Below are 19071 nucleotides of genomic sequence, written 5' to 3' on the forward strand. Positions count from 1 at the left end.
GCAAGTGCAACCTCAATTGGAGACGAGGAAGATCGTGGAAGTCGGATTTTGCGGACCGGGATTGATGGGCGCGCCGATGATTCGGCATTTGCTGGCGGCGGGCCACCGGGTCAGCGTATGGAACCGCACGCGCGGCAAGGCCGAGGCACTTGAAAAGGACGGTGCGCAGGTGGTCGACACGCCGCGCGAACTGGCCGAGCGCGTCGACACGGTATTCGTGTGCGTGCTCGACGGCCGTGCGGTCGGCGACGTCGCGTTCGGCGAGCACGGGCTGTTTGCCGGCGATGCGCATGCACGCCGCCTGAAGCGCATCGTCGATCACTCGAGCATTCCGCCTGCCGCGACGCGCGACTACGCGGCGCGTGCCGCCGCGCTCGGCGTCGGCTGGATCGATGCGCCGGTGTCGGGCGGCGTGCCCGGCGCGCAGGCCGGCACGCTTGCGGTGATGGCGGGCGGCGGCGCGGCCGACCTCGCTGCGGTGCGACCGCTGATCGACACCTACGCGTCGCGCGTCACGCACATGGGCGACGCTGGCGCGGGCCAGACCGCGAAGCTGTGCAACCAGGCGATCGTCACCGCGACGGTGACCGCGATCGCGGAAGCCGTCGGCCTCGCCCAGGCGAGCGGCATCGACGCCGCGCGTCTGGCCGACGCGCTGGCGGGCGGCTGGGCCGATTCGGTGCTGCTGCAGACCTTCGTGCCGCGCATGACGTCAGGCGGTCACGCGCCGATCGGCGCGCTCAGCACGTTCCAGAAGGATGTCGATGCGATCGCCGATGCCGCGCGCGATACGGGCGCGGTGATGCCCGTATCGGCCACGGTGCAGCAGGTGCTGCGCCTGGGCGCCGCGCAGGGGCTTGCCGGCGCCGATTTCGCCGCGTTCATCGACATCGTCCGGCCCGGCAACGGGCGCGGGACGGCGCAATGAGCACGCCGCGACGCTGAAGCGAGAAGCTGAATGACCGATGGGCCGCCCGGAGGCGGCCCATCGTGTCGGTGTCGGTTCAGCCGAGGGAGCGCGGTGTCGTGTCGCCGGCGTTCTGGCGTCCGAGCCCGCCGCGCAGGCTCGCTTTCGTGCCTGCACCAAATTCGGGCAGGATACGCGCGCGGGCGCGGCTCGCGAACACGAGGAAGCCGAAGCCGTTCGCCTCGTACCAGTACCCACCGTTCTCGAGGCCGTCGAGCGGCTGTTCGAGTGCGTTGGCGATCGATTCGAGGCAGCGCTTGCGCAGTTCGGCGATGGCCGGATAGGGCGGCTGTGCGCCGCGCACGCTGCACAGAAGCACGTCGAGGCCGGGTAGCACGTGCGCATAGAGGACGGGTTCGTCCTGCGCACGGGCGCGGGCAATCTTGGTGTCGAGCTGCGCGAACGGTTTCGAATGGCGCAATACCGCGAGGAAGGACTCCTGGCCATCCTGTTGCGCACGTCGACGTTTTTTCGGGAAGGACATAAACACTCGCCTGAAAAACAATTGCAAGAAATGCGGCACTTTCATGCGACCCACTCCCGGCTATGTACGCCGCATGTCGATCCTTTATAGCACACGAAAATGCTGCACTCCGCACTCGTGCGGTACGACGATCAATGTCTCCCGTCGACCCGCATGCCACGATGATCGACACAGCCAGCGTCTTGGCGCCCGTACTGTCGTTTAGTCTCCATCATAGACCTGCTTTTCCCGCGCGTGCATTCGCGCGTCACAAAAAAGTGAGATAGGCGCTCGCACGACGGTGCACGATGCGTGCCCATGAAAAAGGCCCGCACATGGCGGGCCCGGCAGTCGCAGCGTGGCGCGGTGCTCAGCGTTGCTTGAGCGAATCGCGGATCTCGCGCAGCAGCACGATGTCTTCCGGCGTCGCGGCCGGCGCCGCTTCTTCCGGCTTGCGCAGCTTGTTGATGAATTTCACCATCAGGAAGATGATGAACGCGAGGATCACGAAGTTGATCGCCACGGTGATGAACGAGCCGTAGCCGAATGCGGCGACGCCCGCGGCCTGCAGGTCCTTGAACGAATCGGGATTACCCTTGAACGTCGGGGGGATGGTGCCGAGCAGAACGAACTTGTTCGAGAAATCCAGACCGCCCGTCAGCACGCCGATGACCGGCATGATGAGGTCTTTCACGACCGAGTCGACGATCTTCGAGAACGCGCCGCCGATGATCACGCCGACGGCGAGATCCATCACGTTGCCTTTGACGGCGAACTCCTTGAATTCCTTGATTATGCTCATGAGCGGCTTTCTCCTGGTTGGGCGAGAGGAGGCGTGCCGCGACGCGCAGGGCTGCGAAGCGTCTGATGGGTCGGATCGGGGGCACGCCGATGGCCGCATGATAGCGAACGTGCCCCATTGCCGGTAGCCCATCTTGAAATGATTAACAAATCACCGGGCCGGCGCGAGGAGAAATGAAAGAAAGCGCGGGGGCGGGCGCGGCGCGATGCGTCGACGCCCGCGCGAGCCATGCTCAGGTGTTGTCGTCGGTCCAGCCGTCGTCGTTGCTGCCGAGATCGACGCCGCCGCCGCCATTGCCGTCGCTCCAGTTCGAATCGTCGCCGCGGCCGAGGTCGAAGCCCGGATCGTTGTTCTCCTGGCGCCGGCGCGGGTCGTCGACGATCACGTCGCGTTCGACCACGCGTTCGCGGCCGCCGGACATCGCTTCGCCGAGCAGCACGCCGGTCAGCAGCCCGCCCATTCCGCTGCCGAAACCGCCGCCTTGCTGAACCACGACGGGCGGCTGCTGTTGCGGATACGGTTGCGGCGGATACGGCTGTTGCGGGTACGGTTGCTGCTGATACGGCTGCCCTTGCATGCCGGTCACGCGATCGGCTTCCTGCGCATACACGGAGCCGCTGCCGTTCGCGGGCGCAGCGGGCGGCGCGCTCGGATCGGGGCGGCCTTCGACGCGCGCCTTCACGCTCGCATGCCGCTGTTCGAGTTCGTCGATGCGATACGGCGGCACCGGGTTCTTGCCGTTCGACAGCGCTTCGACGAGCGCGCGTGCATCGGTCTCGATGCCTTCGAGTTCGCTGGTGAGCGCCGGGGCACCGGGCGCCGTCGACAGTTTCGCGTCGAGTTTCAGCGGACGGATGTCGTTCAGCACGTCGGTCGCGCGTTTCAACTGCGCGCGGCGTTCGTCGCCGGCACGGCTGTCGTCGGCCGAGCGTGCGCGCCGCAACGTCCAGCGCAGCACCAGCGCGATGACCGCGACGAGCAGCCCGAGGCCGATCCACATGCCGGTCGACGGACCGTGTTTCGCAACCGGCGCGGCAGGTGCGAGCGACGACTGCAACGAACCGGCCTGCGTGGCCGACGGTGCGTTGCCGCTCGCGCCGCTCACGCGCGCGGCGTCGGCGCGAATGCGCGATTCGGTCTGCGCGAAATGCGACGCGTCGGTGAAGCGCAGTTGCGGATCGAGCGACTTCGCCCGCTGCAGTTGCGCGAGCGCGTCGGACGCGCGGCCTTCGCGATCCAGCACCTGTGCGTACAGATAGCGCGCATGCGCATTGTTCGGATGGGCGTCGATGACTTGCGACAGCTGCGTGTCGGCGCGCTGCCAGTCACGTTGCGCGATCGACTGCTCGACTTGCTGCAGCGACGGAACCGCAAAGGCGGCGGACGACAGCAGCATCAGCGAGAAGCCGAGTGCGGCGAGAGATTTCTTCATGGTCGAACCGGGCGCGGGCGCCCGTCTCCTGACGATCGGTGCGCGCCGCGCGCCCGGCGGGCCGCGGCGCGGTTGCCTGCCGTTACTGCGCGGGCGTGTCGAGCTGCTTCTTCAGCGCGGCGAGGCGGTCCTCGACCGACGGGCCCTTGTTCAACGCGGCGAGCTTGTCGTCGAGCGCCTTGCCGCTCGACGTGTCGGCCGAATTCAGGCGGGCGTCCGAACGCGCATTCTGCAGCGCGACCTTGTCCTCGAGCTTCTGGAAGTCCTCGGACAGGTTCTTGCCGCCGATGCCGCCCAACGCGCTTGCCGCGACGTCCTTCGCCTGCGCGATTTCCTGCTTGGCCTGCAGGATGTTCGAGCGTGCGTTCAGGTCGTTGCGGCGCTGACGCATGTCGGCGATCTGCCCCTTCAGCTTGTCGACCGACGGCTCGAGCGTCGTCAGCTCGGCCGCGAGCGCATCGCGCTCGGCTTCGGCGTTCGACTGCGCGGCGAGCGCCTCGCGTGCGAGCGCTTCGTCGCCCGCCTGCAGCGCGCGCTTCGCGCCGTCCTCGTACTTCTTCACCTTGTCGTCGGCCGCATCGCGCTTGCTGCGCTGGGTCGCGACTTGTGCCTCGATCTCGATCAGCGAATTCTCGGCACGGCCGATGCTGTCGTCGAGCTCCCGCACGATCTGCCGTGCGTCGCGCGACGGATCCTGTACCGAGTCGGCCGCATCGTTCAGCAGGCCTTTGATCGTGCGCGAAACAGAGTCGAAAAGCGACATGAAATCCTCCGTGGTTGAAAGGTGCCGCGTCGGCGGCAATGCCCGTCGCGAATCGGTTCCGACCCGCGTGAGCCGGCGGATATTACACCGCCGGCCCCTTAAATACGGCTTAAGCGCCGGAGTTCAAGCGCCGTGCGTGTGCAGGTTTCCACCTTTCGCATCTGAAAGAAACGCCGCGGCACGCACCGGGTCGCGAGTCCATGATAGGCGGAGCATGGCGCCAATACGTTCCGCAATTCACGCTTGTGCGGGAATTTTTACAAAAAATCGCGAAGCCGATCGGTCGATTTCATTAAAATGCGCTGTCACGTCGCGGGAACGGATCGCCGCGCGGCGGGGTCTGTCGACGTGACAGTTGCCACGATGCACCCACTCTGATTCATCCGCTTGCATTTTCCGCATGCGTCCGAGGGCGCCACGCCGCCCGCCATTCCGACATGCCAATCATCAAACGACCGTCTTCTCCTTCCGACCGGAACGAACCTCACTACACGTTGCGCCGTTCGCCGTCTGGAGCTTATTACCCCGATGACGACGAGCGCAGCGACGACCGGCGCGCGCAGCGCAACGGCGGCGGGGGCGGTGCTCGCCGCTCGTTCGGCTCGCGCGTCGCGCTGTGGTTCGTCGGCCTGATCGCGACGCTCGCGATCGTCGGTGCGCTGATCGTCGGCTACGCGCTCGTCGTGATGGCGCCGCAACTGCCGTCGCTCGACGCGCTGACCAACTACCAGCCGAAGGTGCCGCTGCGCGTGTTCAGCGCCGATCACGTGCTGATCGGCGAGTTCGGCGAGGAGCGCCGCAGCCTCGTGCGCTTCCAGGACATTCCCGACGTGATGAAGAAGGCGGTGCTCGCGATCGAGGACTACCGCTTCTACGAACACGGCGGCGTGGACTTCCTCGGCATCCTGCGCGCCGGCGTGGCCGACCTGATGCACGGTGGCGCGCGCCAGGGCGCGAGCACGATCACGATGCAGGTCGCGCGCAACTTCTTCCTGTCGAGCGAGAAGACGTATACGCGCAAGATCTACGAGATGCTGCTCGCGTACAAGATCGAGAAGGCGCTGACGAAGGACCAGATCCTTGAGCTGTACATGAACCAGATCTACCTGGGCCAGCGCTCGTACGGTTTCGCGGCCGCCGCGCGCGTGTATTTCGGCAAGGACCTGAAGGACATCACGCTCGCGGAAGCGGCGATGCTCGCGGGGCTGCCGAAGGCGCCGTCCGCGTACAACCCGGTCGTCAATCCGAAGCGCGCGAAGGTGCGCCAGGAGTACATCCTGAAGCGCATGCTCGAGATCGGCTACATCACGCAGCCGCAGTACGACCAGGCGGTGAAGGAAGAGATCCGCGTGCGCACGCCGGGCAACCAGTACGCGGTGCACGGCGAATACGTCGCCGAGATGGTGCGGCAGATGATGTACCAGCAGTACAAGGACGAAACCTACACGCGCGGGCTGACCGTCACGACGACGATCAACTCCGCCGACCAGGAAGCCGCGTACCAGGCCGTGCGCCGCGGCATTCTCGATTACGAGCGTCGCCACGGCTATCGCGGGCCGGAAGGCTCGATCAACCTGCCGGCGGCCGGCGACGAGCGCGACGAGGCGATCGACGACGCGCTCGCCGATCACCCGGACAACGGCGACCTGCAGTCGGCGGTGGTGCTGTCGGCGTCGCCGAACGCGGTCGAGGTGCAGTTCGTCGGCGGCGCCACGACGACGATCGGCCCGGCCGGCCTGCGCTTCGTGTCAGCCGCGCTGAGCCCGCGCGCGAACGCGACGCTGCACATCAAGTCGGGCTCGATCGTGCGCGTGCTGAAGGACGGCAAGACGGGCTGGCAGATCGTGCAGCTGCCGCAGGTCGAAGGCGCGCTCGTCGCGATCGCGCCGCAGGACGGTGCGATCCGTTCGCTCGTCGGCGGCTTCGACTTCAACAAGAGCAAGTTCAACCACGTGACGCAGGCGTGGCGCCAGCCGGGTTCGTCGTTCAAGCCGTTCATCTATTCGGCGTCGCTCGACAAGGGCCTCGGGCCGGCGACGATCATCAACGATGCGCCGCTGTACTTCCCGCCGAGCGTGCCGGGCGGCACCGCGTGGGAACCGAAGGACGACGACCAGCCCGACGGCCCGATGTCGATGCGCACCGGCCTGCAGCGTTCGAAGAACCTCGTGTCGATCCGGATCCTCGCGTCGATCGGCACGCAGTACGCGCAGGAGTACGTGACGCAGCGCTTCGGCTTCGATCCGGCGAAGACGCCGCCGTACCTGCCGATGGCGCTCGGCGCCGGCCTCGTGACGCCGCTGCAGCTCGCGACCGGCTATGCGGTGTTCGCGAACGGCGGCTACAAGGTCGATCCGTACCTGATCGCCGAAGTCGACGACGCGCGCGGCCAGCCGCTGCAGAAATCGCAGCCGGTGATCGCGGGGGGCACCGCGCCGCGCACGATCGAAGGCCGCAACGCATACGTGATGAACAGCCTGCTGCACACGGTCGCGACGGCCGGCACGGGCGCGGGCACCAACGCACTCGGCCGCAGCGACCTGCAGGGCAAGACGGGCACGACGAACGATGCGAAGGACGGCTGGTTCGCCGGCTACCAGCAGTCGCTCGTCGCGGTCGCGTGGATGGGCTTCGACCAGCCGAAGAGCCTCGGCAGCCGCGAATTCGGCGCGCAGCTCGCGTTGCCGATCTGGGTGAACTACATGCGCACCGCGCTGAACGGCGTGCCCGAGCAGCAGATGCCGATGCCGGACGGCCTGACCTCGATCGACGGCGAGCTGTACTACGCCGATCGCACGCCGGGCAACGGCTTCGTCGGCAGCGTGGACATCAACCCGGCCGCGAATGCGATCAGCGCGAACGACGCGCTCGGCTCGGCCGGCTCGGAGGGGCTTGCACCGCCGCCCGTCACGCAGCAGGAGAAGCAGCAGATCATGGACATGTTCGAGAACAAGTAAGCGATACGCGGATGTGTCGCATGCGGCGGGCGCCTTCGGGCGCCCGTTTTCTTATGTGTCGTCGCGTTCGCGCGTCAGCCGGGAAGGGCGAATCAGAACGACGCGCAGGCCGGTACGAGCGTGATGCCGACCGAGTCCTGCCGGAAGCGCTCGCGGTACGCGTGCCGGATCGCCGCGAGCCGCGCGTGCGTATCGGCAGTATCGTCGGCGACGAGACGGACCACGAAACTCGCTTCGCCGACGATCCGGCCGGTGGCGCGGTCGCGCCATTGGCCGCGGGTGTCCCAGACCGTGAAACCGTCCGGAAAGCGCGGCGTGACGACGTCGGCGAGGAAGGCCGCGCGTTCCGTTTCGGTGACGGGGCCGCGTCCCGCGATATCGCGCCCGAACAGCAGGTCGGCCTGCAGCATCCGGTGCATGTCCGGCTGCAGGCAGCCAACGGAAGCGTCGACGACGGGCGAGGGCGGGGCCGCGCAACCGGCAAGCAGCGCGACGGCTGCCGCGCCGATCATCTGCCGCGTACGACGTGGCCACGTCGCCGGCCATGCGTTCGGCGGCGCTATCTGCCTATTTCGCGTCCGGCGCGCTTCGCGCGCGTAAAACGCTGCGCGCTCAACCACTTGCGTGCTTGTCCGGCGGGTTATCAACAGGGCTGTCAACATAAACTGGGGATAACCCTGAGTATCGTGCGCGGGTTCAGTGCTGCAGTTTTGCGTGCGCGAGATGCATGCCGAGCGTCGCGGGATCGGTGTTCGTGCCCGACAGCAGCACGCCGACCCGCTTGCCCTGCAGCGTTTCGCGCAGCGGGCCGAGCAGCGCCGCGAGCGCCGCCGCGCACGCCGGTTCGACCGACAGCTTCAGTTGCGAGAACAGGAACAGCATCGCCGCGCGCAGCGCGTCGTCGGACACCGTGACGATGCGGTCGACGTGGCGCCGGCACAGCTGGTAGCTGTATTCCTCGGTATGCGGCGCCATCAGCGAGTCGGCGATGGTCTGCATCGCGCTCATCTGGATCGTGTGATTCGCCGCGAAGCTGCGGCTCATCGCGTCGGCGCCTTCCGGCTCGACGCCGTACACGTGCACGCGCGGATTCGCGAGCCGCAGCGCGGTCGCCATGCCGGCCGCGAGCCCGCCGCCGCCGATCGGCACGATCACCGCGTCGAGATCGGGCGTCTGCGTCGCCCATTCGTAGCCGAGCGTCGCGGTGCCGAGAATCGTGTGATAGCCATTGAACGGATGGATGAAGAAGCGACCTTCCTCGGCCTCGATCCGCCGCACGACGTCGAATGCCTGCGACGCGCTGCCGGCGAGCACGACTTCCGCGCGGTACTGCTTGCACTGCGCGATGCGCGCCGGGCTCGCGGTATGGAACATCACGACCTTCGCGCTGCTGCCCAGCCGCATCGCCGCATACGCGACGGCCGCCGCGTGATTGCCGGCCGACACGCACGTGACGCCGGCGTTCTTGCGCGCTTCGTCGAGGGCCAGCAGGTTCGTGAACGCACCGCGCGCCTTGAAGCTGCCGCTCACCTGCAGCAGCTCGAACTTGAAGTTGACGTGCGTGCCCTCGAGGGACGGCAGGTCGGCACGCTCGAACACGGGCGTGCGCGCGACCCACGGCGACAACGCGAAATGCTGCGCGGCGATTTCGTCGAGCGTCGGAATCGGTTCGCCGTCGATCGTCGTATGGGCAGTGCGCTGTTGGTCAGTCGACATGACGTGGCGGGTGGCGGGAGGGGGCCGGCCCGCACACGCAGGCCGGCGTGGCGGGGGCAGTCAGTGTGCGTCGACCGACATGCTGCGGATGAACTTGCGCAGGAACTGCTCGCAGGCGGCGAGCTGCGCGAGCTCGACATACTCGTTCGGCTTGTGCGCCTGTTCGATGTTGCCGGGCCCGCAGACGATGCTCGGGATGCCCGCGCGCTCGAACAGGCCGGCTTCCGTGCCGTAGGCGACCTTGCGCTTGTCCTGGTCGGCCGTCAGCGCGCGCACCAGCTGCGTGATCGCCGCCTGTTCGGTCGCGTCGAGCCCGGGCGCCGCGGCGATCTTCGAGAACTCGATCGCCGCGTTCGGATGCTCGCGAAGCATCTGCGGCAGCAGCGTTTCCCGCGCATACGCTTCGATGCGCGCGAAGATCTGCTCGGGATCGAGCGTCGGCAGGTTGCGGAACTCGAAGTCGAACCGGCATTCGGCCGGGACCGTGTTAATCGCGTTGCCGCCCTGGATCGTGCTCGTCTGCGCGGTCGTGAACGGCACGTCGTACAGCGCGTCGAACGGGCCTTCGGCGCGAAAGCGCTCGGCGATGTCGCGGATGTGGCAGATGAGGCGCGCCGCATATTCGATCGCGTTCAGGCCCTTCGGCGTCAGCGACGAGTGCGCCGCGTGGCCGCGCACGCAGCAGCGGTACGCGTTGATGCCCTTGTGCGCGATGATCGGCCGCATGCTGGTCGGCTCGCCGACGATGCAGCCGGACGGCTTCACGCCGCGCTTGACCAGGTCGGCGATCAGCAGCGGGGCGCCCGCGCAGCCGATTTCCTCGTCGTAGGACAGCGCGAAATGGATCGGCTTCGCGAGCTTCGTCGCCTGCATCTCCGGCAGCAGCGCGAGCGCCGCGCCGATGAAGCCCTTCATGTCGCACGTGCCGCGGCCGTACAGGCGGCCGTCGCGCAACTCCGGCTCGAACGGGTTGCTGTCCCACTGCTGGCCGTCGACCGGCACGACGTCGGTGTGCCCCGACAACACGATGCCGCCGTCGGTCGAGCCGTCGTGCGCGGGCACGGTCGCGAACAGGTTGGCCCAGCCTTCGCGCGGATCGTGCGTGAGCGTCGACTGGATGCCCTTCGCGGCGAGCGCGTCGCGCACCGTTTCGATCAGGCCGAGGTTCGGCACGCGGCTCGTCGTGTCCATCGACACCAGCTGCTTGATCCAGGGCAGGCTGACGAGCGAGGCGTCGCCTTCGGTTGCGGCGGACGGCGCCGGCGCGTCGAGAGTGGACATGGCAAAACTCCGTCTGAGGAATGGGAAAATCATACTCAAAAACGCGCCGGCCCGCCTTCGCCGGCCGCGATGCGGTGCAGCATCGCGGCCGTGCCGTCAGCGTGCGGCGCTCGCCGCGTCGGCGCGCGGTGCGAGCGCGCGCAGCGTTTCCTTGATCGTCGACACGCGGATCGCGAGATCGGGCGAGCGCGTCTCGATGCGCAGCTTGTCCTGGCCCGCGAGCTTGATGTGCCGGTGCTTCTGCACCATCTCGATGATCCGCATCGGATCGATCGGCGGGTTCGGCTCGAACTGCAGCCCGATCGCGGCCTCGCTCGCGTCGATCTTGACGATGCCGAGCGGCTTCGCGGCAAGCCGCAGCCGGTGCGTCTCGACGAGCGCGTGCGCCTGCGGCGGCAGCTTGCCGAAGCGGTCGATCAGCTCTTCCTGGATGCCGTCGATCGCGTCGCCGTGCTCGCAGTTCGCGAGCCGCTTGTACAGCGACAGCCGCTCCTGCACGTCCACGCAGTAGTCGGCCGGCAGGATCGCGGGCGCGTGCAGGTTGATTTCCGTCGTCGCGGCGAGCGGGGCTGTGAGGTCGGGCTCCTTGCCGTTCTTCAGCGCCTTCACGGCGTCGTTCAGCATGTCGGTATACAGCTGGAAGCCGATCTCGTGGATCTCGCCCGACTGCTTGTCGCCGAGCACCTCGCCGGTGCCGCGGATCTCGAGGTCGTGCATCGCGAGATAGAAGCCCGAACCGAGTTCCTCCATCTGCTGGATCGCCTCGAGGCGGCGCTGCGCCTGCTTGGTCAGCGACTGCGGGTCGTGGACCAGCAGGTATGCGTACGCCTGGTGGTGCGAACGGCCGACGCGGCCGCGCAGCTGGTGCAACTGCGCGAGGCCGAACTTGTCGGCGCGGTGCATGATGATCGTGTTCGCGCTCGGCACGTCGATGCCGGTCTCGATGATCGTCGTGCACAGCAGCACGTTCGCACGCTGCGCGACGAAATCGCGCATCACGCGTTCGAGCTCGCGCTCGTGCATCTGGCCGTGCGCGATCACGATCCGCGCTTCGGGCACGAGCTCCTCGAGCATCGCCTTGCGGTTCTCGATCGTCTCGACCTCGTTGTGCAGGAAATACACCTGGCCGCCGCGCTTCAGCTCGCGCAGCATCGCCTCGCGGATCACGCTTTCCTCCTCGCGGCGCACGAAGGTCTTGATCGCGAGCCGCTTCTGCGGCGCGGTCGCGATCACCGAGAAGTCGCGCAAGCCCTCGAGCGCCATCCCGAGCGTGCGCGGGATCGGCGTCGCGGTCAGCGTCAGCACGTCGACTTCCGCGCGCAACGCCTTCAGCGCTTCCTTCTGGCGCACGCCGAAGCGGTGTTCCTCGTCGATGATCACGAGGCCGAGGCGCTTGAACTGCACGTCCGACGACAGCAGCTTGTGCGTGCCGATCACGATGTCGACGCTGCCTTCGTTGATCTGCGCGATCGCCGCGTTCACTTCCTTCGCGGTCTTGAAGCGCGACAGCTCGACGATGCGCACCGGCCAGTCGGCGAAGCGGTCGGCGAAGGTCTGCGTGTGCTGCTCGGCGAGCAGCGTGGTCGGCGACAGCAGCGCGACCTGCTTGCCGCCCATCACCGCGATGAACGCGGCGCGCAGCGCGACCTCGGTCTTGCCGAAGCCGACGTCGCCGCACACGAGGCGGTCCATCGGCTTGCCGCTCGTCATGTCGCCGATCACGGCCGCGATCGCCGCGGCCTGGTCGGGCGTTTCCTCGAAGCCGAAGCTTTCCGCGAACTTCACGTAGTCGCGCGGCTCGAGCGCGAACGCGTGACCTTCGCGGGCCGCGCGGCGCGCGTACAGGTTCAGCAGCTCGGCCGCCGTATCGCGGATCTGCTGCGCGGCCTTGCGCTTCGCGCGCTCCCACTGGCCCGAACCGAGCGCGTGCAGCGGCGCGCTGTCGGGATCGGCGCCGCTGTAGCGCGAGATCACGTGCAGCTGCGCGACCGGCACGTAGAGCTTGCTGTCGCCCGCGTATTCGAGATGCAGGAACTCGGTCTCGCCTTCGCCGAGATCCATCGACACGAGGCCCATGTAGCGGCCGATGCCGTGCTGCGCATGCACGACCGGATCGCCGACCTTCAGCTCCGACAGGTCGCGCACCATCGCGTCGACGTTGCTCGCCTGTTCCTGGCGGCGGCGCCCGGCGCGGCGGCCGAGCGCGCCGTACAGCTCGGTCTCGGTGACGATCGCGTAGCCTTCGCCCGGCACCGCGAAGCCGCTCGCGAGCGGCGCGACGCCGAGCGCGAAGGGCGCATCGCTTTCGAGCCAGCCCGCGAAGTGGTCGTTCGACGCCGGACGCAGGCGATGCTCGGCGAGCAGTTGCAGGATCGTCTCGCGGCGGCCGGCCGATTCGACCGTCAGCAGCACGCGCTTGCCCGACGATTCGACGAAGGTGCGCAGCGCGGCGAGCGGATCGTCCGCGTGGCGGTCGACGGTGAGCTCGGGCAAGGCCGTCGCCCAGCCGCCGGCCGGCTGCGCGGGCAGCACGACGCGCGCGAACGGCTTCGCGAACGCGAAGAAATCCTCGTCGGACAGGAACAGCCGCTGCGGCTCCAGGATCGGCCGCTCGCGGTCGTGCGCGAGGAACGCGTGACGCTGCTTCGTATCGGCCGTGAAACGGCGGATCGACGCTTCGAGGTCGCCGGCGAACACGAGGTGCGCATCCTGCGGCAGGTAGTGAAACAGCGTGGCCGTCTCGTCGAAGAACAGCGGCAGGTAGTACTCGATGCCGGCCGACGGCACGCCGTTGCCGATGTCCTTGTAGATCGGCGCGCGGCTCGGGTCGCCTTCGAAGGTCTCGCGCCAGCGGCTGCGGAAGGCCGTGCGCGCCGCTTCGTCGAACGGAAACTCGCGGCCCGGCAAGAGGCGCACGTCGCGCACCGGATAGAGGCTGCGCTGCGTATCGGGATCGAACGCGCGGATCGAGTCGACCTGGTCGTCGAACAGGTCGATCCGGTACGGCAGCGGCGAGCCCATCGGGTACAGGTCGATCAGCGAGCCGCGCACGCAGTATTCGCCGGGCCGCACGACCTGGCTCACGTGCTCGTAGCCGGCCAGCGTGAGCTGCGCCTTCAGCTTCGCCTCGTCGAGCCGCTCGCCCTGCGCGAACGCGAACGTGTACGCGGCCATGAACGACGCGGGCGGCATCCGGTACAGCGCGGTGGTCGCGGGCACCAGCAGGATGTCGCAGCGGCCCTCGCCGAGGTCGTGCAGCGTCGCGAGCCGCTCTGAGACGAGATCCTGGTGCGGCGAGAACGTGTCGTACGGCAGCGTTTCCCAGTCCGGCAGCAGGCGCACGCGCGCCTCCGGCGAGAAGTAGCGGAGTTCCTGCGACAGCCGCTGCGCGTCGACCGCGTTCGCGCAGATCACCGCAAGGAGCGGGACCGCGTCGCGGTTGTCGGCGAGATAGCGGGCGATGGCGAGTGCGTCGGCGGAGCCGTGCGCGCCGTCGAAGGCGAACCGCTGGCCCGGCTTGACGCGGGCGACGGGCGAGGCGAACGGGGTGGAAGCGTTGTCTGGCATAGGGACGGCAGGGGTGGCGGGCACGGGCGCGACGCGGCGCGCCGGTCGAGACGAAAGACCTATTATAAAATCCGCTTCTCGATTTCATCTTTCCGGCGTTTCCCCTTCGTGACTCCCCGACTTTTCGCCCTGATTCCTTGCGCCGGCACGGGCAGCCGTTCCGGTTCGGCCGTGCCGAAGCAATACCGCACGCTGGCCGGCCGCGCGCTCCTGCATTACACGCTCGCCGCGTTCGACGCGTGCAGCGAATTCGCGCAGACGCTCGTCGTCCTCGCGCCCGACGACACGCACTTCGATGCGCGCCGCTTCGCGGGCCTGCGCTTCGCGGTGCGCCGCTGCGGCGGCGGCTCGCGGCAGGCGTCGGTGCTCAACGGGCTGCTCGAGCTGGCCGAATTCGGCGCGACCGAGCAGGACTGGGTGCTCGTGCACGACGCCGCGCGCCCCGGCATCACGCCCGAACTGATCCGCACGCTGGTCGCGACGCTGAAGGACGACCCGGTCGGCGGCATCGTCGCGCTGCCGGTGGCCGATACGCTCAAGCGCGTGCCGGCCGGCGGCGACGCGATCGCGCGCACCGAGTCGCGCGACGCGCTGTGGCAGGCGCAGACGCCGCAGATGTTCCGCATCGGCATGCTGCGCGACGCGATCCTGCGCGCGCAGCGCGAAGGGCACGACCTGACCGACGAGGCCAGCGCGATCGAATGGGCCGGCCATACGCCGCGCGTCGTGCAGGGCAGCCTGCGCAACTTCAAGGTCACGTACCCGGAAGATTTCGCGCTCGCGGAAGCGATCCTCGCGCGCCCCGCGAACGCTTCCTGACTTTCACCTCATCTCAAACCGGATTACGCATGGACTTCAGAATCGGACAAGGCTACGACGTGCACCAGCTCGTCCCGGGGCGCCCCCTCATCATCGGCGGCGTGACGATTCCGTACGAGCGCGGCCTGCTCGGCCACTCGGACGCGGACGTGCTGCTGCACGCGATCACCGACGCGCTGTTCGGCGCGGCGGCGCTCGGCGACATCGGCCGCCATTTCTCCGACACCGACGCGGCGTTCAAGGGCGCGGACAGCCGCGTGCTGCTGCGCGAATGCGTCGCCCGCGTGAAGGCGGCCGGCTTCACGATCCAGAACGTCGACAGCACGGTGATCGCGCAGGCGCCGAAGCTCGCACCGCACATCGACGGGATGCGCGCGAACCTCGCGGCCGATCTCGGCCTGCCGCTCGAGCGCGTGAACGTGAAGGCGAAGACCAACGAGAAGCTCGGCTACCTCGGCCGCGGCGAGGGCATCGAGGCGCAGGCCGCCGCGCTGCTGGTGAAGCAGGGCGCGTGAGCGCCTGACGCCGGTCCGAAGCGGCGCGCAGGTTGCGCCGCCGGAATGAAAAATGCCACGCGCTTGCGTGGCATTTTCGTTTTGCGGCGCGATCCGGCGCGCTTGGCCGCCGTATCGCGCTGCCGTTCGCGCCGCCGCTTATTCGCCTTCGGCGGCGATCACCTGCGCGGCGGCGTTGATCACCGACGCGATGCGGCCGACGTCGCGCAGCTGCGTCGTCGTCATGCCTTGCTCGTTCTTCAGCAGCGCGTAGTGCGACTTCACGCAGAAGTGGCATTTGCCGACGATCGACGCGGCGAGCGCGTACATCTCGAAGCGGCGCTTGTCGACGCCGCCGTGCGACGCATACGCGCCCATCCGCAGCTCGGCGCGCTGCGTCTTCAGGTCGGCATCGTCGGCCATCTCGACATACGGATACCAGGTGTTGTTCATCCCCATCAGCGCGGCCGCCGTCAGCACGGCGTTCGTCTCTTCGGGCGACAGCACGCCGGCTTCGCGGATCGTCTTCACGAGCACGGTGCTCTTCGCCGCGACCGCCGCCGCCAGCGCGACGCCGACTGCATCGGTGCCTTCGAGCGACGAGCGCGAGATCGTGCCGTCGAGGTTCAGGCGAATGTCCTTCGCGTAGTCGGGGATACGTGCCTTAATCGAATCGATGAATTCCATTGATATCTCCTATGGGTTGGCCGTTAAAAAAGCCCGCAGGCAGGACGTGCGCCGCGGGCTTCGTGCATCGATGCGCTTACAGCGTTGCGCCGCCGACTGCACGGTTGCACGGGCACAGTTCGTCCGTTTGCAGGCCGTCCAGAATGCGCAGGACTTCTTCCGGGCTACGGCCGACGTTCAGGTTGTTCACCGAAACGTGCTGGATCGTGTTGTCCGGATCGACGATGAACGTTGCACGCAGGGCCACGCCGGCTTCCTTGTCGCGCACGCCGAGCTGGTCGATCAGCTCGCCCTTGACGTCGCCGAACGAGTAGTGGTTCAGCTTGTCGAGGTCCTTGTGCTCACGGCGCCATGCGAGCTTCACGAATTCGTTGTCCGAGCTGCCGCCGAGCAGGACGGCGTCGCGCTCTTCGAACTGCTTCGTCAGCTTCGCGAACTCGACGATTTCCGTCGGGCACACGAACGTGAAATCCTTCGGATAGAAGTAGATGATCTTCCACTTGCCCGGGAACGACGCTTCGGTGACGGTCTCGAACGCCGACTGGCCGTTTTCCTCGTGATTGTTGAAGCCCGGCTTCGCGGCTACGACGGTGAATGCTTCGAGTTTATCGCCCACGGTTTTCATGCGGATACTCCTGTATGAGTTGGGAAGAAGACTGAGTCAAGCTACCTCGGTGCTGCAACGTTGATGTGACAGCATGGGCACGACTATAACACTATTAATAAGTCGCTTCAATAGTTTTTGACTAACGACCCCCATAGTTTTTTTCAACCGCGCCGATAGTGTGACGCGCAAGAAGCGTGCGCGAACGCGTCACGCCGTCGCACGCGCCTTGCCGGCGCCGGGGAATTCGAGCGTGACTTCGAGGCCCGCTTCGGGGCTGCGGTTGCGCAGGCGCAGCGCGCCGCGATAGCGGCCGACGAGGCGCAGCACGATCGCCATGCCGAGCCCCGTGCCGTCCGCCTTGGTGCGCGCCGTGTCGACGCGATAGAACGGCCGCATCACGAGCGGCAGCTGATCCTCGGGGATGCCGGGGCCCTCGTCGCTCACCGACAGCTCGACGCGCGCGTGCGTCACGCGCGTCTCGAGCGTGATGCGCGACACGCCGTCGTCGCGGCTCTGGCCGTATTTGCGCGCGTTCTCGACGAGGTTGCCGATCACGCGGCGCATGTCGGTTTCGTCGGCTTCGATCACGGCGGTCGGCGCGAGCCGCGTGCGGATTTCGACACCATCCTCGCCCGACACGCGCGCGGCGACTTCGTGCGCGATCGACGACAGGTCGACCGGCTCCGGCTTGCGCTGGGTCGGACGCGCGTAGTCGATGAAGGCCGCGATGATGCGGTCCATCTGCTCGATGTCGTCGACCATCGCGTCCTTGGTCGCCTGGTCGGACGGGCTCATCTCGGTCTCGAGCCGCAGCCGCGCGAGCGGCGTGCGCAGGTCGTGCGAGATGCCCGCGAGCATCAGCGCGCGGTCGGCCTCGAGCTGTTCGAGGTCGCGCACCATCTGGTTGAAGCTGCGGTTGGTGTCGGCCGCGACGCCCATCCCGCGCTCGGGCAGCAGCTCGGGCGTCTGGCCCGAGCCGATCTGCCGCGCGGCGAGCGCGAGCCGCGAGAACGGCCGGTTCACGAGGCTCGTGATGAACGCGGAGCCGAACAGCGACAGCGCGAGCGCGAACAGGCCCCAGCCGGCCCACTGCAGGCCCGTGACGCTATCGAGCTGGTCGCGGTCGAGCGCGACCCAGTAATCGTCGTCGTCGATCTTGAAGCTGATCCACACGCCGGGGATGTCGTTGACCGACTGCGCGATCACGGTATCGTCGCCGAGCCGGCTGCGGATGTCGTGTTCGATCAGGCGGTTCAGCGATTCGTCGGGCTGCAGCTTGAACTTGTCGGTCTTTTCGCGCGGGTACACGCGCACGCCCTCGTTGCTCTCGAGATCCTGCAGCAGCGCGCGCCGCAGATCGGGATCGGAATAGAGCAGGGCGGTGCGCGTGAGCTTCACGATCGCGACGAGCTGGAGCGCGACGCGCTGCGCGCGCGGCTCGCGCTCGATCACGCGAAAGCTCTGGAACCACGCGGCGAGACTGACCGAGATCAGCAGCGCGATCAGCAGGAAGGTGCGCCAGAACAGCCCGCCGAACGCGAGCTGCAGGAGGCGCCGGTCGATACGCATGGGACGGGCCGTGGACGGGCGAAACCGGAAAGAGAAAAGATCAGGCGGCGCCGTCCGGAATGAACACGTAGCCGAGGCCCCAGACGGTCTGGATGAAACGCGGGCTGCCCGGATCCGGTTCGATCAGCTTGCGCAGGCGCGAGATCTGCACGTCGAGGCTGCGGTCGAACACTTCGTATTCACGGCCGCGCGCGAGCTCCATCAGCTTTTCGCGCGACAGCGGCTGGCGCGGGTGGCGCGCGAACACCTTCAGCACCGAGAATTCGCCGGTCGTCAGCGGAATTTCCTGGCCCGACTTCGTCAGCGTGCGCGTCGCGAGGTTCAGCGAGAACTCGCCGAACTCGAACACCTCGGTGGTTTCCGACGGCGCGCCCGGCAGTTCGGCCGGCGCCTGGCGGCGCAGCACCGCATGAATGCGCGCGACGAGTTCGCGCGGGTTGAACGGCTTCGGCAGGTAGTCGTCGGCGCCCATCTCGAGGCCGACGATGCGGTCGACGTCCTCGCCCTTCGCGGTGAGCATGATGATCGGCGTGCGGTCGTTGCTGCCGCGCAGGCGGCGGCAGATCGACAGGCCGTCTTCACCCGGCAGCATCAGGTCGAGCACCAGCAGGTCGAAGCGCTCGCGCACCCAGAGCTTGTTCATCGCGGTCGCGTTCTCCGCGACGTACACGTTGAAACCCTGCTCGCCGAGATAGCGGCGCAGCAGATCGCGCAGGCGCGGGTCGTCGTCGACGACGAGAATCTTGGAGGGGTTTTTCGTTTCCATGAGCGGCATCTTATCGCGAATGGGAAATCACGCACGGTCGCGTATTTTCGCGCGTTACAGTCCGTTACAAAATTTACCCGTAGTGTCGCGCGGAGTAAAGGCAGGCTATAGAGATTCCTTTACTCGAAGCTGAAATTCGGTAGATACTCCCCTGCACTCCATCTTTCATCTTTGTACACCC

Annotated in this window: 16 protein-coding genes; 4 read left to right on the forward strand and 12 right to left on the reverse strand. The window is 67.5% G+C overall.

Annotated elements, in window-relative coordinates; translation table 11 throughout:
• Positions 1 to 34: 34 nt before the first annotated feature.
• Positions 35 to 928 carry an NAD(P)-dependent oxidoreductase gene (locus PL79_RS18690; RefSeq protein WP_044843795.1) on the forward strand — a complete coding sequence of 298 codons (894 nt, stop codon included), beginning with the start codon at positions 35 to 37 and terminating at the stop codon, positions 926 to 928.
• Positions 929 to 1004: 76 nt separating this feature from the next.
• Here PL79_RS18690 and PL79_RS18695 read toward each other — a convergent pair whose 3' ends face one another.
• From PL79_RS18695 to PL79_RS18710, 4 genes are all read right to left on the reverse strand, one after another.
• The gene (locus PL79_RS18695; protein ID WP_185500383.1) at positions 1005 to 1451 is read right to left on the reverse strand and encodes a hypothetical protein; all 447 of its coding nucleotides are present in this window, start codon (positions 1449 to 1451) and stop codon (positions 1005 to 1007) included.
• A gap of 349 nt (positions 1452 to 1800) precedes the next feature.
• Entirely contained in the window at positions 1801 to 2232 is a 432-nt protein-coding gene (gene mscL, locus PL79_RS18700; RefSeq protein ID WP_006760677.1) for a large conductance mechanosensitive channel protein MscL, read from the reverse strand.
• Positions 2233 to 2464: 232 nt separating this feature from the next.
• Positions 2465 to 3664, reverse strand: a complete 1200-nt coding sequence (locus tag PL79_RS18705; protein ID WP_044843731.1) for a tetratricopeptide repeat protein — start codon at positions 3662 to 3664, stop codon at positions 2465 to 2467.
• A gap of 82 nt (positions 3665 to 3746) precedes the next feature.
• A complete protein-coding gene (locus PL79_RS18710) occupies positions 3747 to 4427 on the reverse strand; it encodes a PspA/IM30 family protein (RefSeq protein ID WP_044843730.1) in 681 nt (226 codons plus the stop codon).
• Between the two features lie 437 nt (positions 4428 to 4864).
• On the opposite strand from PL79_RS18710, the gene PL79_RS18715 reads away from it, so the two are divergent.
• Entirely contained in the window at positions 4865 to 7384 is a 2520-nt protein-coding gene (locus tag PL79_RS18715; RefSeq protein ID WP_044843729.1) for a penicillin-binding protein 1A, read from the forward strand.
• Positions 7385 to 7476: 92 nt separating this feature from the next.
• Here the strand turns inward: PL79_RS18715 and PL79_RS18720 are convergent, their stop codons facing one another.
• The 4 genes from PL79_RS18720 to mfd form a co-directional block, all read right to left on the reverse strand.
• The gene (locus tag PL79_RS18720; RefSeq protein ID WP_044843728.1) at positions 7477 to 7896 is read right to left on the reverse strand and encodes a DUF3574 domain-containing protein; all 420 of its coding nucleotides are present in this window, start codon (positions 7894 to 7896) and stop codon (positions 7477 to 7479) included.
• 184 nt (positions 7897 to 8080) lie between these two features.
• Positions 8081 to 9100, reverse strand: coding sequence for a threonine/serine dehydratase (locus PL79_RS18725; RefSeq protein WP_044843727.1), 1020 nt, complete (start codon positions 9098 to 9100; stop codon positions 8081 to 8083).
• A gap of 60 nt (positions 9101 to 9160) precedes the next feature.
• Positions 9161 to 10381: an acetylornithine deacetylase gene (gene argE, locus PL79_RS18730; protein ID WP_044843726.1), complete on the reverse strand. Its 1221-nt coding sequence runs from the start codon at positions 10379 to 10381 to the stop codon at positions 9161 to 9163.
• A 96-nt stretch (positions 10382 to 10477) separates the two neighbouring features.
• Complete coding sequence (gene mfd, locus PL79_RS18735; RefSeq protein ID WP_044843725.1) at positions 10478 to 13948, reverse strand: transcription-repair coupling factor; 3471 nt, start codon at positions 13946 to 13948, stop codon at positions 10478 to 10480.
• Between the two features lie 108 nt (positions 13949 to 14056).
• Between mfd and ispD the strand changes: the two genes are divergently transcribed.
• Both ispD and ispF read left to right on the forward strand, forming a co-directional pair.
• Entirely contained in the window at positions 14057 to 14767 is a 711-nt protein-coding gene (gene ispD / locus PL79_RS18740) for a 2-C-methyl-D-erythritol 4-phosphate cytidylyltransferase (RefSeq protein ID WP_044843724.1), read from the forward strand.
• 29 nt (positions 14768 to 14796) lie between these two features.
• On the forward strand, positions 14797 to 15282 hold the full coding sequence (gene ispF, locus PL79_RS18745) for a 2-C-methyl-D-erythritol 2,4-cyclodiphosphate synthase (RefSeq protein WP_044843723.1): 486 nt from the start codon (positions 14797 to 14799) through the stop codon (positions 15280 to 15282).
• A gap of 138 nt (positions 15283 to 15420) precedes the next feature.
• Here ispF and PL79_RS18750 read toward each other — a convergent pair whose 3' ends face one another.
• The 4 genes from PL79_RS18750 to ompR form a co-directional block, all read right to left on the reverse strand.
• Positions 15421 to 15948: a carboxymuconolactone decarboxylase family protein gene (locus PL79_RS18750; RefSeq protein ID WP_044843722.1), complete on the reverse strand. Its 528-nt coding sequence runs from the start codon at positions 15946 to 15948 to the stop codon at positions 15421 to 15423.
• A gap of 76 nt (positions 15949 to 16024) precedes the next feature.
• Positions 16025 to 16573 (reverse strand): peroxiredoxin, encoded by a 549-nt coding sequence (locus PL79_RS18755; RefSeq protein WP_006478563.1) that lies wholly within the window; start codon positions 16571 to 16573, stop codon positions 16025 to 16027.
• Between the two features lie 189 nt (positions 16574 to 16762).
• The gene (locus PL79_RS18760; RefSeq protein ID WP_044843721.1) at positions 16763 to 18124 is read right to left on the reverse strand and encodes an ATP-binding protein; all 1362 of its coding nucleotides are present in this window, start codon (positions 18122 to 18124) and stop codon (positions 16763 to 16765) included.
• Between the two features lie 40 nt (positions 18125 to 18164).
• Positions 18165 to 18899, reverse strand: coding sequence for an osmolarity response regulator transcription factor OmpR (gene ompR / locus PL79_RS18765; protein WP_004192636.1), 735 nt, complete (start codon positions 18897 to 18899; stop codon positions 18165 to 18167).
• Between the last annotated feature and the right edge of the window lie 172 nt (positions 18900 to 19071).

The sequence above is a fragment of the Burkholderia sp. USMB20 genome, assembly GCF_000949135.2.
Lineage (GTDB): Bacteria > Pseudomonadota > Gammaproteobacteria > Burkholderiales > Burkholderiaceae > Burkholderia.

Excerpts from the sequence above, each read along its gene's own strand:
- PL79_RS18695 (WP_185500383.1), bottom strand. The coding sequence starts at position 1,451 with ATGTCCTTCCCGAAAAAACGTCGACGTGCGCAACAGGATGGCCAGGAG.
- mscL (WP_006760677.1), bottom strand. The coding sequence starts at position 2,232 with ATGAGCATAATCAAGGAATTCAAGGAGTTCGCCGTCAAAGGCAACGTG.
- PL79_RS18705 (WP_044843731.1), bottom strand. The coding sequence starts at position 3,664 with ATGAAGAAATCTCTCGCCGCACTCGGCTTCTCGCTGATGCTGCTGTCG.
- PL79_RS18710 (WP_044843730.1), bottom strand. The coding sequence starts at position 4,427 with ATGTCGCTTTTCGACTCTGTTTCGCGCACGATCAAAGGCCTGCTGAAC.
- PL79_RS18715 (WP_044843729.1), top strand. The coding sequence starts at position 4,865 with ATGCCAATCATCAAACGACCGTCTTCTCCTTCCGACCGGAACGAACCT.
- PL79_RS18720 (WP_044843728.1), bottom strand. The coding sequence starts at position 7,896 with ATGATCGGCGCGGCAGCCGTCGCGCTGCTTGCCGGTTGCGCGGCCCCG.
- PL79_RS18725 (WP_044843727.1), bottom strand. The coding sequence starts at position 9,100 with ATGTCGACTGACCAACAGCGCACTGCCCATACGACGATCGACGGCGAA.
- argE (WP_044843726.1), bottom strand. The coding sequence starts at position 10,381 with ATGTCCACTCTCGACGCGCCGGCGCCGTCCGCCGCAACCGAAGGCGAC.
- mfd (WP_044843725.1), bottom strand. The coding sequence starts at position 13,948 with ATGCCAGACAACGCTTCCACCCCGTTCGCCTCGCCCGTCGCCCGCGTC.
- ispF (WP_044843723.1), top strand. The coding sequence starts at position 14,797 with ATGGACTTCAGAATCGGACAAGGCTACGACGTGCACCAGCTCGTCCCG.
- PL79_RS18750 (WP_044843722.1), bottom strand. The coding sequence starts at position 15,948 with ATGGAATTCATCGATTCGATTAAGGCACGTATCCCCGACTACGCGAAG.
- PL79_RS18755 (WP_006478563.1), bottom strand. The coding sequence starts at position 16,573 with ATGAAAACCGTGGGCGATAAACTCGAAGCATTCACCGTCGTAGCCGCG.
- PL79_RS18760 (WP_044843721.1), bottom strand. The coding sequence starts at position 18,124 with ATGCGTATCGACCGGCGCCTCCTGCAGCTCGCGTTCGGCGGGCTGTTC.
- ompR (WP_004192636.1), bottom strand. The coding sequence starts at position 18,899 with ATGCCGCTCATGGAAACGAAAAACCCCTCCAAGATTCTCGTCGTCGAC.